At 38.4% G+C, this 16,408-nt stretch carries 13 protein-coding genes; 4 read left to right on the top strand and 9 right to left on the bottom strand.

The annotated features are described in order from the left end of the window. Positions 1-448: 448 nt before the first annotated feature. Positions 449-1,636 (bottom strand): MFS transporter, encoded by a 1,188-nt coding sequence (locus LQZ75_RS01055; protein ID WP_230095990.1) that lies wholly within the window; start codon positions 1,634-1,636, stop codon positions 449-451. A 300-nt stretch (positions 1,637-1,936) separates the two neighbouring features. Here LQZ75_RS01055 and LQZ75_RS01050 point away from each other — a divergent pair, with 300 nt between their 5' ends. The 3 genes from LQZ75_RS01050 (at position 1,937) to dld (ending at position 4,561) form a co-directional block, all read left to right on the top strand. Then, positions 1,937-2,143, top strand: coding sequence for a helix-turn-helix transcriptional regulator (locus tag LQZ75_RS01050; RefSeq protein ID WP_230095989.1), 207 nt, complete (start codon positions 1,937-1,939; stop codon positions 2,141-2,143). Then, positions 2,130-2,648 carry a DUF3278 domain-containing protein gene (locus tag LQZ75_RS01045; protein ID WP_230095988.1) on the top strand — a complete coding sequence of 173 codons (519 nt, stop codon included), beginning with the start codon at positions 2,130-2,132 and terminating at the stop codon, positions 2,646-2,648. Before LQZ75_RS01050 ends, LQZ75_RS01045 begins: the two co-directional genes overlap by 14 nt. Positions 2,649-2,881: 233 nt before the next feature. Then, positions 2,882-4,561 carry a D-lactate dehydrogenase gene (gene dld, locus LQZ75_RS01040; protein WP_230095987.1) on the top strand — a complete coding sequence of 560 codons (1,680 nt, stop codon included), beginning with the start codon at positions 2,882-2,884 and terminating at the stop codon, positions 4,559-4,561. Positions 4,562-5,127: 566 nt separating this feature from the next. Here the strand turns inward: dld and LQZ75_RS01035 are convergent. After that, positions 5,128-6,615, bottom strand: a complete 1,488-nt coding sequence (locus LQZ75_RS01035) for a hypothetical protein (RefSeq protein ID WP_230095986.1) — start codon at positions 6,613-6,615, stop codon at positions 5,128-5,130. 99 nt (positions 6,616-6,714) lie between these two features. Here LQZ75_RS01035 and LQZ75_RS01030 point away from each other — a divergent pair, with 99 nt between their 5' ends. Continuing rightward, positions 6,715-7,935, top strand: coding sequence for an FRG domain-containing protein (locus LQZ75_RS01030; RefSeq protein WP_230095985.1), 1,221 nt, complete (start codon positions 6,715-6,717; stop codon positions 7,933-7,935). Between the two features lie 492 nt (positions 7,936-8,427). On the opposite strand, the gene LQZ75_RS01025 is transcribed toward LQZ75_RS01030, so the two are convergent. The 7 genes from LQZ75_RS01025 to LQZ75_RS00995 form a co-directional block, all read right to left on the bottom strand. Then, on the bottom strand, positions 8,428-9,747 hold the full coding sequence (locus tag LQZ75_RS01025; protein ID WP_230095984.1) for a 2-hydroxycarboxylate transporter family protein: 1,320 nt from the start codon (positions 9,745-9,747) through the stop codon (positions 8,428-8,430). Positions 9,748-9,895: 148 nt separating this feature from the next. Further along, a complete protein-coding gene (gene citG / locus LQZ75_RS01020; protein ID WP_230095983.1) occupies positions 9,896-11,278 on the bottom strand; it encodes a triphosphoribosyl-dephospho-CoA synthase CitG in 1,383 nt (460 codons plus the stop codon). 52 nt (positions 11,279-11,330) lie between these two features. Next, positions 11,331-12,869, bottom strand: coding sequence for a citrate lyase subunit alpha (citF, locus tag LQZ75_RS01015; RefSeq protein WP_230095982.1), 1,539 nt, complete (start codon positions 12,867-12,869; stop codon positions 11,331-11,333). Beyond that, positions 12,859-13,773 carry a citrate (pro-3S)-lyase subunit beta gene (gene citE / locus LQZ75_RS01010; protein ID WP_230095981.1) on the bottom strand — a complete coding sequence of 305 codons (915 nt, stop codon included), beginning with the start codon at positions 13,771-13,773 and terminating at the stop codon, positions 12,859-12,861. The genes citF and citE overlap by 11 nt, the downstream gene beginning before the upstream one ends. Positions 13,774-13,775: 2 nt before the next feature. Continuing rightward, complete coding sequence (gene citD / locus LQZ75_RS01005; RefSeq protein ID WP_230095980.1) at positions 13,776-14,069, bottom strand: citrate lyase acyl carrier protein; 294 nt, start codon at positions 14,067-14,069, stop codon at positions 13,776-13,778. Next, complete coding sequence (gene citC / locus LQZ75_RS01000) at positions 14,059-15,114, bottom strand: [citrate (pro-3S)-lyase] ligase (RefSeq protein ID WP_230095979.1); 1,056 nt, start codon at positions 15,112-15,114, stop codon at positions 14,059-14,061. Before citC ends, citD begins: the two co-directional genes overlap by 11 nt. A gap of 17 nt (positions 15,115-15,131) precedes the next feature. Continuing rightward, positions 15,132-16,280 (bottom strand): NAD(P)-dependent malic enzyme, encoded by a 1,149-nt coding sequence (locus LQZ75_RS00995; RefSeq protein WP_230095978.1) that lies wholly within the window; start codon positions 16,278-16,280, stop codon positions 15,132-15,134. Positions 16,281-16,408 lie beyond the last annotated feature (128 nt).

The raw sequence follows: 16,408 nt of genomic DNA, 5'->3' as shown, positions 1-16,408 counted from the left end.
TCAGTTTCATTATAAGCAAAGCTCAGCTCGTTAAATTCAAGTATCAGCCGTTACCTCCATTCAAAATAATTAATCAATGTAGACTAAATATGCCTTTTTCGTTAAAATTATTAATAGAATTATATTAAAGTTATCTTTGCATTACTATTAAAAACCAACATTCTAAAGAATAACTTAATAAAATACCCCGATACTTAAGAATCACAGCTGACAGCATTGTTTAGGCATGGGAGTCGAAGTGGTTAATAGATCTGATTATGATAATTTTGCCAGTGCTGAAGAAGGCTTGGTTTTCTTGAGTGACTGAGTTTAAGTACAAAAGTACAAGAACGTGCTAGTACGTAGATGATACAAAAAAATAAACCCCTGAAGAAAATCCTTCAGGGGTTTATTTAATATTGCGTATACATATTAGTCGACTAGGACATAAATTAACAACGACATATTATTAAATATTTTGCTTACCGCGCATAACTACCACACCAATAAGTATAATCATAATTCCATATATTAAATATAAGCTGGTTGGCGAAATCCCTACCATCAAAATAGACACTAAGGCCGCCCCAATTGGGTACACCATTTCTTGAATCGTATAATACCAGGTGATAACATCGGCCCTAGTTTCTTCACTCAAAGATGTTTGCATCGCGGTATAGCTAATTGGACTCGCAAACGTACTGATCAATGAGATCGCCATGCTCACAACCACCACCGCAAGTAAGGCCGCTGATTTCGACGTAATACCAAACATGAGGGCTAATATTAGATACAGTGCGCCAATTGCTACGGTTGTTACTCTTAATATCTTTAATGCATTAGGCGTCTTTTTAAAAAATGCTACCGATGCGCCGACCACGGCCCCGATACCAGCAATCCCTTGGACGAGCCCCAAATATTTTTCCGTAACAAACCCGCCAGTTACTAGAATATATGGGATGGCCACAATTTCTGATATCAAAAATATCCCTAAAAGCGTCTCTAATATGAATACTTTTCTTACAGTTGGTTGCTTTAATACTGAGGCAACCACCATTTTGAAGCGTGGTAGCTCTGCATTGTCATCCGCACTCCGTACACCTTGATACTTAACATGCGGTAATAGGACAATGCCAATCAGCGAAATTCCCACTGCCACCCAGAGCGTGTTTGGCAAACTTATCCATGCCCACAACAAGGCCGTTATGATCGGGTTAACGATTTGCAGCACTGAGATACTACCTTGCTCTAACGCGTTTAGTTGCTGAATATGATCTTCGCCGACAATGTAAATTTGATTATTCATATAAGCGTAATTAAATATGCGCATGAATATTCCATTAATGCTCAAAAACAACACCGCGTTATAGATCATAGCTTTATTATCACTGATGAAGAAACTATATAGCAACATTGAAAGCGTTGCCCCGACTAATCCAATCGTAGACAATAAATGATTATCAAATTTATGAAGCAACACGGTAATTGGCTTGGCAAGGACCAGGCCGATGATTGGGCCAGTTATCAATCCCAGACCAAAACTAACGGAACTATGGGTTTTATTAAGTAACTCCAAACTCGTCCCATAGTTAAAGATACCGTTTGCAGCCAAAGTAGCAAACATAATTAAGGCCGGAATCATTATTTTTATTTTCATATTCGATCTCCAAAGTTCACCCCATTCGTCGATGATTCTCCATGATTAGTATTTAAACGAATTGTTTAATTAGAATTTTATAATAATTTAAACACATTACAACTTCACTAACAACTTCCTTTTACCGGAATTGAATATTTTTTGAATATGCGTAGCCATGTTATAAACACTCGCAACAAAAAAAGCCAGGCAACGAGGAATGGCCTCCCCTCCTAGAGAGCTCCAAATCAACATTGACTATCCCCATAACTTGCTTTATATTTGTCATATATATATGACAAATGATTGTAGAGGTTTTATATGAATCGGGTTCGGGAGTATCGCAAATATTTAAATTTTACACAAATGGATTTAGCACAATTAGTTGGTGTCGCTAGACAAACGATCAATTTGATTGAAAATGACAACTATAATCCATCATTAGCATTATGTATTAACATAGCCATTGCCTTAGATACTGATTTAAATACACTTTTTTGGGAGGAAATTAAACATGAAAAACAATAAAGTAGGGAATTTTTTTATTAAACGGTTTTACGGCATTGATGATATTTTAGATGAATATAAGGAAAGTCAGGTAAATAGATTCGGCAATATCGCCTTTATTACCTTACTTAGTTATTTAATCTTATCAACGTTTATCGCTTTCCTTATTTATCTGGTCAATATTAAATGGGCTTTCATATTTATAATTACCAGCAACACCCTCTTATGGTTTATCTATCTATGCCTAGGTTCGTGGTTTATAAGATTGAAGAAATTAGACCATATTGATGTCCCGTCTGATGACGTTAATAGCGTTAAACAACGGTATCTGAAGCGTGCTTGGGGAACAGGGATTGGGTTTGGTATTGGTATGTATGCACTCAGTATTATCCTTGCTGTTATCTCGGGGGATAGTACCCTTCACGAAAGTATTGGCAATGTCTCTAACATTATCACTGCTTTGTTTGAAGGCGTGATATTTGGTGTATGTACATATTGTTGGTATTTACGCAAATTAAAAAAATAAGCACCACGTTCAAAAGTAATATTTGCGAACTATTCGAATTTTGCTTTCGTTGGTATAGCTTGCATTGATACTAATCAATAGGCTAATTTTACTCAATACTAAGTTTATCTTAAAATTTTGGTAACAGAACTAAATTCACTTGTTTTACTAATCAAAACATAAAAAAAAGTGTATTATTAAGACGTAATAATTAAAACGTTTTTTCACAAACGTTATTGAGGAGAGAGGTTAATATGGACTTAGTAGAAGAACTAGTCAATGTTGTGGGTAGCAAGAATGTCATTACCGATGCAGCTAAATCTTTACGTTTTCGCAAAGGTTATCGCTCAGGTAAAGGTGACGCAGTTGCGGTCGTATTTCCAACTAATTTAATGGAAATGTGGCGTGTACTGAATATTTTGCATGACAACAATATTATCATTATTATGCAAGCCGCCAATACGAGCTTAACTGAGGGATCCGTCCCTGCTCCAGGTTATGACCGTCAAGCCGTGGTTGTCAACGGGATGAAAATTAAAGATTTAGAGTTAATCAATCATGGGGAACAAGCCCTAGCCTTCCCTGGGACGACCCTATTTCAATTAGAAAATAAATTGCGGCCCCTTAAACGGGAACCACACTCAGTCATTGGCTCATCTAATTTGGGAGCCTCAGTCATTGGTGGGATTAACAACAACTCTGGTGGGGCTTTAATCCGCCGTGGGCCCGCTTATACCGAGTTATCATTGTATGTCTGGATTGATGAACATGATGAAATGCACTTAGTTAACCACTTAGGCATTGATTTAGGTGACACGCCGGAAGAAATCATTACTAATTTGCAAAACCGTAATTTTGATTTGGATCATGTCCCTGCTACTGAACGGCATGGTTCAATGTACGATCATGAAGCAGTTGTGCGGGATATTGAATCTGATCAACCAATTCGCTACAATGCCAATCCCAAAGAATTGTACGAAGTATCTGGTTCAGCCGGCCACGTGGCTGCCTTGGCGGTTCGCTTAGATACCTTCCCTATGGATGACCAAACCCAAATGTTTTACATTGGGACGAATAATCCCGATGAGTTGGAAGATATTCGCCGCCACATTATGACAACCTTCAAAGAATTACCAGTTTCTGGTGAGTATATGCATAAAGATGCTTATAAATTGGCCAAAAAATATGGTAAAGACTCATTGATTGTCATTGAAAAAATTGGGACCGGTCACTTGCCAGAGATGTTTGCGCTCAAAGCTTGGGGCGAACGCTTTTTGAAGCACATCCCCGTGTTCAAGCCTTATTTCCCCGATCGTTTACTTCAAACGGTAAGTAATATCTTCCCTAATCAAATGCCTAAACGCATCGATGATTATTACGAAAAGTACGACCATTATCTCCAATTGGAAATGGCGGGTGATGGGATTGAAGCCGCACGTACATATCTCAAAGAATATTTTGCCACCGCTAGTGGTGACTACTTTGAAGCCGATGCCAATGAGGCCAGCAAAGCGGCAACGCACCGTTATGTAACCGCTGGGGTGGCGATTCGCTATCAAGAATTAAAACAAGATAGTATTGACATCTTGCCCCTTGATATTGCGTTGGCAAGTAATGAATATAAGTGGTTCGAGCACTTGCCTAAAGAAATTGAAGACCAAATCGAACACAAAATTTATTACGGTCACTTACTTGATCACGTTATGCACCAGGATTATATTCTAAAACCAGGTGTCGATGCGCATGCCCTTAAAGCCGAAATGCTTAAAATTCTGGATAAACGCCACGCCGTTTATCCAGCCGAACACAACGTTGGGCACTTATATGTGGCCGCACCAGCCTTGGTCGATCACTATAAGAAAAATGACCCAACGAATAGCTTCAACCCCGGCGTTGGTAAACAAACCATGTCTAAGCACTGGGGCGCATATTAATTTGTTGAAAAAAGACTACTTAGCGCTTACGCTAAGTAGTCTTTTATTTTCCGATGAATTGTGGGGCACTGTAAATTCGGTGCCCTCCTCATTTTAGCTAGCGATTAATTCAATGATTTTATCATGGTAATGTTCTGAATAAGATAAGATACAGGCTAAGACCTTATCCCCATCTTCTGTTGATAATTTTGTATTAATTATTGCACCTATTTCAGCGTGGAGCACCATGTTGTGTATCAATATACTTTAGTAGTTTGGTGGTGACATTAGGGTCGGGCGCTAATGCAACAAGGCAGGCTGTTAAACTGAAATTATTTTCTGTCATGATTATATTGCTCCTCAGGTAATATTTTTCTAAGATTGGTTAGTTAAGCGGCTTGTGTTGTGCATTTTACTTTAGAAATAAAGCAGTCCGGATATTGAGTATCGAATCAAAACCAAACGCTCAGCAATGTTGTCGCCTTGTATGACAAAGAAAACTCGTTCGTCAGCCTGATGATATGAACATTGGAGTACTTTGCGCAGTTGTGCCGTAGTCTGGGGTAGTAAAAAGGACTCTGTTTAGATTATAAACATTCATACCACATTGTATTAGATGTTGTCATCCGTGTTGCTGAATCCACAGTAATAAATTTTATTTTCTTATATTCTGTAACTTTTAATTTTTGTGCTAATTTTTTTTGCTTTACAACTTCATTTGTACTATTTTCAACATCGACTATAACTAATTCTTTGCTATCTCGGTCAATCAACGTTCGAATTATTCCATTTATATGCTCGTCATCTGAATTAAACCCAAAACCAATTGATACTATATAGTCCGATTCTTTCAGTTTATTATAAAATTCAACATATTTTGCAGACATGTCTATCGATGTCATAGGTTTCGTACCACTTTGAGTAAAAAGTAACGGTACAACTATATGCTTTGAATTATTATTAGCTATTGCATTTAAATATGGATCATACAGTACATCGATACCACCATTCAAAAATGTTATTTCCTGTTCTAATACCTGCTCAATAAATGAACTGTAATTTGTTGTTCCTATTATGTAAGCATCAATTTTCCCACTATCAATTTGATTTCGTAAATCAGAATAGTACCCACCCTTGGATTTATCTAAATTTTTAGCCTGTTTTTCAATATATTCTTTAACAGTATATAAGAATAATGTTATTTTTGAAAATTTAGCCCATTCTGTAGAGGGATTGTATAAATAATGCCAATTTGAATCTATTAATGTCTTATAATCCAGTACATCCGCATATATTTGTTCTAATATTTTATAACCAAATTTAACCACCTTGTGTTCTATCTGATCAATGTTTATATCCGCTAAAGTATTTAATCCTTCAATTCCAGCAACATCATAATTAACATTAAGCGTACCACCTAAATCGTCAAAAAAATCTAACTCTAATTTATCTTTTTTAAATAAAGAATCTTCTAATTCATGGGTTACATGTTCACTTAATGCACCTAACTGTAATTGAAATATTGATTTTATTATGCTTTTAAAAATTGATTTATCCGATACTCCAAATTTATCATAATCCTTATAATAAATAACTAGCGCTGCAAAGTATTTATTTCGAAATAATTGATTACCATCACTGAACAAACTATTATATTCTAATAAATTACCAATGTTAATATCTAACATGGATTTATTTAAATCTTTGCTAATCAGCTCTTCTAACTCGTCCATTCCATTCTGACTATTAAACGAACTATTTAAAGCATCATTTGCCAAACTATCAAAATCGTTAAGTTTATCAATAATATTTTTACGATTATTGCCTATTGTATCTTTGATTATAGTCTCAAAAACCCGTTTACCAAAAGATGATACACTTCGTTCTTCATAATTACTAGGCAACCATTTTTCTGCATAATCCGAAGATGCATCTACTTCGGCTCGCATATTTTTAAATGTTTCTTTTGCAACATCCGGTGATTGTCTAAATACATCAAGTGCAAATTTACCACCACTTGGCATGCCATAGCTAATTTCTGCACCTGCACCAAACAAAAAACCTATTTTTTCCATAGTTTCCTCACAAAAATATATTTTAGTTTAATTAGTTATAAGCGATAAAAATAATTTTTAATAAATTTTATTATTACTTAATTTTGATATAATGTAAATATGAAAAATTTTAAAATATCAAACTTATCAGAATTTATGAAGATACTTCAAGAAATATCATCAGACAATAAAAGATTTTATTTTCGTGGTGAGAGTTTAAAATATAAGACTCCTTTGGTTGCTAGTGGTTACAGATATTCACGCTTTTCATCCGAATTAAGTAATATGAGAAAGGAATTCTTTCGAGAAGTAGGATTTGCTTTAGATGTAGATAGCAGAGAAAATTTCATGGCATATAGTCAACATCATGGTCTTCCAACCGAATTGTTAGACGTTACCGAAAATCCTATTGTTGCGCTATACTTTGCTTGTGAAGATAATCTTGAGAATGATGGTAGCTTATACGCAATAGAAAATAATAGCGCTATTATAGATCCATTAAATGACAAAGTATATGATAAAGAAAAAGATGTCGAATCCATCCAAAATCAAATGTGGAAAGCATCTAGTTTTTTTCAAGAAACAGGCGGTAAGCGTATCCTGTTTGAAAATTCTTCTTTTTATCAAGAAATGCGTAGTCACTTCTCAAACGTATTACTTCTCGAATATGTGAATAAGGAAATCGCGCATTCAAAGCAATATATGAATTCAAAATTAACTCTTTGTAAATATATTTTAGAAATGCATCATAAAGGTTCTTTACCATCAATTATTCAACATCCATCTAACATAATTAAAAACAAAGATAACATCACAGAATTAATTAATTTACTAGATAAATATTCAAATCATACCGAATTATTTGAATTAGAAAATTTCTACTCTGAGTTTAGTAAACTTGAAATTGTAAATGAAATTGAAATTCAACCTAATGACGATATAGATAATCCATACAAAGAAAGGAATCAAAATTTTTGTCCTAATCCACTTTTATTACTTTTTATTATTGCGTATGAAATAAGAAGTGATGTTTTCCCCCCTTTTCCAAAAATAATTTATAAGCCATCTATAATTTTTGATCGTTTAAAAAATCAACAAGGCCTTTTTATTTATCAAATGAGTTCTCATAAATATTCCCCACTACCTCCATCATATAGGGAAGAAAAATATGTTGATGCTGTAAAACAAGTTATTCAAAAAATTGATTATGAATATGAAATTATAGTAACTAATAAAAAGAAAATACTACAAGAATTAGATTTTATTGGTATAAATAGGAAATTTATATATCCTGATTCGGACAATATAGCTCAATATATAAAAAATAAAAATAATATGTAGTGATTGTACTGTGATTGCTAAACTAAAGTGAACTAAATGGGTTGCTGATAAATTCAAATTGACGACAACATTAATATTATCAATAAAATAGTACACCATATGTCCTAGTGTTAAAATTAAGTCGATAAAAACCAAAGAAAGCATAGGTATAAAAGATGTCCCATAATGTACTTTTGTTGGCAAATGTTTTACCATTGAAACTAAAGATCTACCTGATACGGCAGTAATCTTGATTAAAACATTGAAGAAAAACCTCAAAGGTATTTAACGAAAGTTGTGACTCACCTTACTCAAATGGTCCTTTAGAAGGTTTAAAACAAATCAATAGAAGCGGCTATGGCTATCGAAATTTAACCGCATCTAAAAAGACCATAATTTTTTACGATTTAGTAGCCAAAAACTCAACATCATTTGACAAAGAGCCTAAACAAAAAGCTATCCAAGAACAATGTTCTTCGATAGCTTTTTTACATGATCTTAATATTTTAAAGCTTAATGCATAAATGAAACTAATAACCCAGCGACCACTAACATAATGGCCCCACCAAGTCGGTTACCCATTTGTGCAAAGGCAATTAAATTCATCCGGTTAGATGCGGCAAGGACTGAAACGTTACCTGTTCCACCCATTGAGTTATTACATAAACCAGCTGTAATAGTTGCTTCAAGTGGGTACATACCGAATAATTTACCAACAAATCCTGAAACTAATGAAATTACAATCACACTAGTTAAGCATAGGATAACGAATTGCCATGAAAGTGATGCCGCTAAGACCTTCAAGTCAAGTAATGACATTCCGACCCCACAGAGTAAGGCGTGTGTCATATTGTTAACAACTAAGTCACTAAACATCACGACTGATTGTTCGTAGTATTCTGGAAGGAAACCAAACGCTTTAACTAAGATAACTGACAAAATGATAAATGCATAAGTATTAATAGCTGGGACTAACATGTTAAGCAATGTTCCAAGCATGAAGAAGGCCATTGCAATTACTAAACCAACCCCGATACGGGTAACATCAAGCGGTGCTTTTTTCTTTTGTAACATATCGTCGCTAACTGGCATTAACACCCCGTTACCGTCAATTTTAGAACCTTGGAAAACTTTTGAAAGCATGCCGGCACCAACAATAGCTAATAAGTTACCAAAAGTTGTTGCAGGGAATAATTGTGACAAGATGTGTGCAGCTGGTTGACCAAAGGCATGGCTGTAAATACCTGACAATGGTACAATCCCAGCACCAACCCCACCGGCCATGATTGGAATTGAGACGTAGTAAATTGAGTGAGCAAAACCTTCACCAAGGAGCATTCCGACCCCACCAACCGCGAATAATGTTACGGCCATTGAGATAAAGGCAACTGGTAAGAAACGAACGGCAGCCCGGAGTAGTAATTTACGGTTCATTCCTAAAATTGAACCAACAATCAATGAAACAATGTAGAAATCAAGGAAATCCATATTGTTAACAAATGTCTTACTAATGGTCACCACGCTTGATGGAATAATGCCATACGTAACTAAAGCAGCGGCTGTAAAGATAGTAAAGACGGACCCACCACCAAGATACGTTTTAAAAATTGGTAAATTGGCGCCAATATAATAAAACAAATGTCCAAGAAGAACTAAGACTAAGATTGCCCCTAACATATTATTAGGTAATGCATGTAGGTTGATCATTAATAGTAAGATTACTGCCATGACGATATATAGCGGTAATCCGATACCACTAATTTTAAACTTTTCAAGCTTGCTCAAGAAGTTGGGCTTGCCTGCAGGGGTTGCACCTTGTGTTTGTTGATCCATTTCTTTAACCTCATAAATTGGTAGTGATAATAACTTTTTCACCTGAATTGAGCTAATAAGGGAGCGACAACTGTCCATGATTGCGCTAACTTATTATGACGACGCTTCTGAATCTCTTCTCCAAAATATCTCTCTTAGTTAAATCTTGTTAAATCATTGTGGTTAATAATCCAGTGTAGATGGTTAAGATTAATAAATCTGCTGAACCACCTAAACTTAGATTTCGTTCCTTAAATTGGTCATCTAGTTGGTGTAAAAAAGCCATCCCCTCAGCTGTTTTACTACCACCTAAGTCAAAATACTGCTGTGTCCAAGCGTGCATCTCGGTCAAAATCTCAAGCTCGCCGGCGCGCTTAATTAAATTGGAATCCCGGGTATTACCGGCAATATACATTAATGTATCTAATAGCCGTTGTGGTAATGTCCCCGTCGTCTTTTGTAGCTGCGGCAAAGCTAGCCCAAAGACGGTTGGATAACCGGCGGCGGCTTCACCACGAATTCCGGTCACTTGGTATTTTAAAAACTGCTGTTCGCCCGCCGTTAACGTGGCCTTGGTCGTCAAACCTTGGAAATCGGTTGTGATTAACGTTGCTAACATCGCTTTAACCGTTGCTTGTAAATGCGTTAAAGTTGTTAGCTGATGGCGATAACAATAACCCGTCGCTCCTAGTAAAATCCCTAATGAGAAAATCGCCCCTTTATGGGTATTTACCCCATTAGTTGCGGTAAACATCGCCGTTTCTGCTTCCATACCGTGTTGACGTAATTGCGCAAATAACTGGGTTAAGTCTGCTTCATTAAAGTTAAAGCCAGCCTGGTAAGCCGTATTAAAATATGGTCCCAACGCCAAACTACTATCAATAAAGGTAAACACATCCATATCATGATGGGCCCCAGTACTGGCCGGGTCAACTAACCCTGGTTTTGGGTTCAAACTAACCTCGTACAATAAGCCTTTTTGCGCAAAATTAACGGCGTGCGTTTGATCCCAGTCAGTGGCGTGGAAATGTTGTTGGTAACGGTGTTCAATCACCGCTAATATTTCCGGATACGTGTGCGCTTGCGTTTTGGCACAAACTTTGGCGTCTTGCTCACATACCAAACATTTGCGGGCAGAAAACCCTAATGCTTGGCGTGAAAGCTGCGTAGCGTTACCTTGCGTCATAACATCAATATCAAATAAGCGGCCAAGTGGTAAGTGCGTTTCAAGTTCAATCATCACTTTTTTAACAACTGACAGTGACCCATCAACAATGATAAAGCCTTCGGGGCCAGTTGCTAATTCGCGATATTGAACGGTGTGTTGCACATGGTAACCATCTTGGTTGAGCGTTGCTAAGATATTGTGCCAGCCGTCAACAAAGATGTTCACGATAGCGGCATTGGTTTTGACATTACCGGGAATATTTAATTTAACAGCGCAAATTACTTGATCGGGGTACGCTGCTTGGAATTTCGTTTGGCGAGCACTCCGAACTTCCTTACTTGTTAAAATATCCGTTAAGCTAACCGCTTGGCCTTCAGTAAACATCACACATTTCCTTTCAATCAGGGGGATTTTTTAATCGGGGGAATTACTAAGCTTAATCTTTTACTTCGTGAATCACGTCCATAATGGTCCCGTCACGGTATTCAATCAAGGCTACGACACGGTCAGTAAATTCAAGTGGCTTAGGTGTGCCAACTTTCTTTTCTGCCATTTGTTGGAGTTCTTCAATCGTAAATACTGGTACACCAGGCACATCACTAAGCACGGCTAATAAGTCTTCGCGTAATGGGTTAATGGCAATCCCAACTTCCGTTACGATAACATCAATTGATTCACCAGGGGTTACAACCGTTGTTACATCAGGTACGATAGTGGCAATCCGTCCCCGCACTAATGGTGCTGAGATAATCGTCAACTTAGCGGTAGCGGCATCTTGGTGACCACCGATTGCGCCACGAATGACACCATCGGAACCAGACATTACGTTTACGTTGAACTTAGTATCAATTTCTAATGCTGATAAGATTACAACGTCTAACTTATCAACCATCGCACCTTTGTTAGCGGCATCCGCATACCAAGAAGCATCGATTTCTTGTTGGTTGCGGTTTTTGTGCATTGATTCAGCCGCGCCCTTATCGAAATCTTGCACGTCCATCAAACGACTAATCAAACCTTCTTCTAAGAGATCAACAGTTGGCTTAGTAATCCCACCTAACGCAAATGAGGCTTTGATTTGGTTATCAAGCATTGCTTGGCGTAAGAAACGGGTTACGGCTAAGGCTGCGCCACCAGTCCCGGTTTGGAATGAGAAGCCGTCTTTAAAGTATGGTGAGTGGGTAATCACTTTATTAACCATTTCCGCAATCTTTAATTCTTTAGGGTCTTTCGTGAACCGCGTGGCTCCAGAACCAATCTTTTCAGGATCGCCGACAGCATCAACTTGGACAACGTAGTCAACTTGGGTTTGTTTAATTGAAGCTGGTGTGTTGGGGTATGGCTTCAAAGTATCGGTGATTAAGACCACTGTTTGAGCATATTGGGCATCCATTAAGGCATAACCAAGGGAACCAAAAGCAGAGTCCCCGTCCATCCCATTGGCATTTCCCATTTCATCAGCATTGGGAACCCCTAAGAAGGCCACGTCAATTTTGATGGCGCCGGTTTCAATGGCGCGAGCCCGGTTACCGTGTGAACGGAAAATAACAGGATTAGCTAAAGCACCGTGTGAGATGGCATCCCCTAAGGTTCCACGCATCCCAGATGATGTAATGTTAGTAACGACCCCCTTTTCAATCGCTTCAACGACAATATCGTTCATAACATTTGTCAAAGATGATGGTGCTAAAGTTAAATCTTGATAGCCGTTATCGATGATAATGCGCATAACTTTGTTAAACACAAAGTCACCTTCCCGGAAGTGGTGGTGAAATGAGATTGTCATCCCATCACGGACCGTCTTGTTGACTAAATCGGTTAATGAATCAACTAACTTATTGCTACCAGTGGTTGCTTCAAAAGTTGGTAAGACCCGTTCAACTGGCATCCCTTCGATGTCCGTTGATGTAAATGGTTGGTAAGCATATTTTGCTAAAATTTCATCTGGGATGTTGCGATTTACTTTATTTTCCAATGTATTCACCTTCTGCATCTACTAAATTATTGGCTTTGGCTAAGCGCATAACCCGTTCTGCTCGTAGCACTACGGGACGATCAACCATTTGGCCATTCAATGAAATAACGCCAGAACCCTTAATCCGGGCTTGTTCAATGGCCATGATAACTTGTTGGGCATTGCGAATTTCTTTTTCTGTTGGTTGGTAAACTTTATTAACCATGGCTACTTGGCGAGGGTTAACCAATGACTTACCGTCAAAACCAAGTTGGTGAATCAATTCAGTTTCCCGGTAGAAACCAGCTTCATCATCCATGTTAGTAAAGACCGTGTCAAACGCAGCAATTCCGGCAGCCCGGGCGGCGTGTAAGATCACATTCCGAGCATATAATAATTCTTGGCCATCAGGATAACGGTGCGTTTTCATATCAGTGGTGTAATCTTCAGCGGATAAGGCAATCCCAATCATCCGAGGTGATGCCGCCGCAATTTCATTAGCGTTAACAACCCCTTTGGCTGATTCAATCGCTGCCATTAAGTTGGTGCTACCAACTTCACGGCCAAATTCAACTTCAGCAGCGGCCACTAATGTTTCCAATTCGTGAATCATCTCCGCAGTCTCAGCCTTTGGTAAGCGAATGACATCAATACCAGCTTTAACCATGGCTTTAATATCATTTTGATAATATGGTGTATCCAAACCATTAATCCGGACAACTAATTCGGCATCCCCGTAATCAATCGTAGTGATTGCTTCATAAATCAAGTAACGGGCGGCATCCTTTTCGGCCATTGAAACGGCATCTTCAAGGTCAAACATGATTGAATCAGCGCCAAAGATACCGGCATCCTTAATCATGGCGGGGTTATTACCTGGCACAAACATCATTGTGCGCCGGAGACGTTCTTTTGAATCTGACATAATTACATTACCTCCCAATTTGGTGTATCAACAATCCCTAATGCACGTTGCACCGCTGTAAGGGCGCGGGCTTTGATAACTAAGTCTAACGCGCCTTTATCAACGACACTGATTTTGGCATTTTGGATATCATATGCTTCCAACACATTCGTAATTGTTGCTTTAATTTGATCACCAAATTGCTTAGCGACGTCTGATTCTAATTCAAATTCGTAACCATTTGTGCCAGCACTAAGCATGATTTGGATATCTGATGATTCCAAGGTACCGGCCATGGCGGTTTCTTTAATTTCCATTGATATTTTGTCCTTTCGAAATTCGTGATTGTAATGTTAGTAAATTATTATGGATAAATGTTACAGTAGTTGGTGGAATCAGTCCATCTAAATCACTTAGATTACCGGTTTTAATTAATTGCCGGACATAACTTGCCGAAATCACTTGTGGCCCGTTCGTTAAGCGCGGCAAGATTTTAACGGCAATGTCAGGCGCTAAGATTCGCTCCAAGCTGGCATTATACAGTGCGGTGGTATGTGAGAGTGGTTCACTGCCTAGATAACGAGCGGTGATCCCTAATGCCGGTGCAATTTGTTGCTTGAAAATACTAGCATCCAGTTCCGTTTGGTAGCGAATGATGGCGTCGTTATCTTTAATGAAGTATGCCGGAAAACTAACAAAACTGACTAAGTAATCTTGGCCGTTGACGACCACTACGTTTGGTAAATCGCGTGTCCCTTCAATGACTAATTGGAGGCGCTCAGCCGTTGAGAATAATGACACATCGGCATTAACGACAAAAACGTAGACAACATCATTTTGCTTGGCGGCTTCAGCGACTAAGAACCGATGGCCATTGGTGAACGGATTAGCATTCATCACAATCCCCGCAACCTTTTTAGCTGCCGGAAACTTGGGAATCTGCGCAAGGTAATCTTTGATATTAGGCATTCCTTTTTCAAGGATAGCCCCTTGCTCAGTCGCTCCTAGTAGTTGAAAGCCGACGTATTTAAAACTGTCAATATAAGCTGGCTTGGTGAAGACAAACTGATGAAAGATTCCTTGGGCGCCTAAGCGATTTGTTAATTCTGAAATCACTTGGTTAAACCGCGCCCCTTTCGTCTCGGCATCCCGATCACAAACGGCCACAAACTTAATGATGTTATTGGCAATTGAGCCGGTCCCAACGAGTTGATTATCGGCATTATACAAGCCAATTGTTTGATCAATTGTACTGACTTCTTGCGCATTAAAATTCGTAATCCCACGTTGTTCTAAAAACGCTTGCCAGGTATGCTGCGTGTGCTTATCGCTTAAATATAAATCACAAATCGTATCCATCAATCCGCACCCACCTTTACTTATTTTTCTTGACTGTAACTAATCACGGCAGCGGTAACTGCATCAACAACACCTGGTTGGAAGACCCCTGGGACAATGTTTTCGGCATCGGGCGTAGTAATCAAGTCAGCTAAGGCTTGTGCAACTTTAATTTGTAAGTGCATGTCAACGGCTTTTAAACCACTTGCTAACAAGCCTTTAAACAAACCAGGGAATGCCAAGATATTATTAACTTGGTTGGCCCATTGTGAAGAACCAGTTGCGACCACACAGGCCCCAGCGGCTAAGGCTTCTTCCGGTAAAATTTCTGGTACCGGATTAGCAAGCGCCATAATGATTGCTTTATCAGCCATCCGTTGCACTTGCGCACCACTTAACACGTTAGCGTCTGATAAACCAATGAACACATCTTGGCCATCGATAATATCATCTAAGGTGGCCCCAGCGGTTGGGGTAATCGCATTTAATAATTCAAGTTGGTATGGGTTGTATTGAGTATCATCAGGATGAATGACGCCATCAATATCAACTAACGTTAAGTTTTTGAATCCCGCGGCAATTAAAATCTTTGCGGTAGCAACTCCGGCTGCTCCCACTCCGTTAATCACAATTTTGAGATCAGTTAGCGGCTTGGCAACGACCTTAGCGGCATTAATCAAGCCTGCCAAGACGACAATTGCCGTTCCTGTTTGATCATCATGATATACCGGAATATCTAATTCCGCCGCCAAGCGTTTTTCAATTTCAAATACTCGTGGTGCGGCAATATCTTCTAAATGAATCCCGGCAAATGAAGGCGCCATGTTTTTAACCGTTGCCACAAATTCATCAATTGAACCTTGATTGAAAGCTAATGGAATAGCATCGACCCCGGCAAAGTTTTTGTAAAGCAACGCCTTACCTTCAATGATTGGTAAACTAGCGCCCGGACCAACGTTGCCTAATCCTAAGACCGCTGAACCATCTGAAATAATGGCTACGAGCTTCCCACTCATTGTTAACTTCGCTTTTTGACTAGGATCAGCGTGAATCATCTTAGATAACTCAGCGACCCCCGGTGTGTAAGCTTCTCCTAAGTCCGTGCGATTCTTAACATCAAAACTTGGTTTTATTGATAAAACACCTGTTTCTTTAGTATGCAAATCGATAACCCGATTTATATCAACCATTTTTAAACCTCGATTCTTTTAACGAAAGCATTTTTTATTTTGCTTGTTACTTTCTTAACAAGATTGATTCTAGTCCTTCCGCCCATTTTTGTAAAGCATTTTGTTTTAAATTTTAAAAATAATCTTTT

This window comes from Periweissella fabaria (genome assembly GCF_918814575.1).
GTDB lineage: Bacteria > Bacillota > Bacilli > Lactobacillales > Lactobacillaceae > Periweissella > Periweissella fabaria.
The sequence above is the reverse complement of the archived record's forward strand: the minus strand, read 5'-3'. Positions and strand labels throughout refer to the sequence as shown.

What these genes read in the sequence shown, in the direction of transcription:
- LQZ75_RS01055 (WP_230095990.1), bottom strand. Translation starts at nt 1,636, where the DNA reads ATGAAAATAAAAATAATGATTCCGGCCTTAATTATGTTTGCTACTTTG.
- LQZ75_RS01050 (WP_230095989.1), top strand. Translation starts at nt 1,937, where the DNA reads ATGAATCGGGTTCGGGAGTATCGCAAATATTTAAATTTTACACAAATG.
- LQZ75_RS01045 (WP_230095988.1), top strand. Translation starts at nt 2,130, where the DNA reads ATGAAAAACAATAAAGTAGGGAATTTTTTTATTAAACGGTTTTACGGC.
- dld (WP_230095987.1), top strand. Translation starts at nt 2,882, where the DNA reads ATGGACTTAGTAGAAGAACTAGTCAATGTTGTGGGTAGCAAGAATGTC.
- LQZ75_RS01035 (WP_230095986.1), bottom strand. Translation starts at nt 6,615, where the DNA reads ATGGAAAAAATAGGTTTTTTGTTTGGTGCAGGTGCAGAAATTAGCTAT.
- LQZ75_RS01030 (WP_230095985.1), top strand. Translation starts at nt 6,715, where the DNA reads ATGAAAAATTTTAAAATATCAAACTTATCAGAATTTATGAAGATACTT.
- LQZ75_RS01025 (WP_230095984.1), bottom strand. Translation starts at nt 9,747, where the DNA reads ATGGATCAACAAACACAAGGTGCAACCCCTGCAGGCAAGCCCAACTTC.
- citG (WP_230095983.1), bottom strand. Translation starts at nt 11,278, where the DNA reads ATGTTTACTGAAGGCCAAGCGGTTAGCTTAACGGATATTTTAACAAGT.
- citE (WP_230095981.1), bottom strand. Translation starts at nt 13,773, where the DNA reads ATGTCAGATTCAAAAGAACGTCTCCGGCGCACAATGATGTTTGTGCCA.
- citD (WP_230095980.1), bottom strand. Translation starts at nt 14,069, where the DNA reads ATGGAAATTAAAGAAACCGCCATGGCCGGTACCTTGGAATCATCAGAT.
- LQZ75_RS00995 (WP_230095978.1), bottom strand. Translation starts at nt 16,280, where the DNA reads ATGGTTGATATAAATCGGGTTATCGATTTGCATACTAAAGAAACAGGT.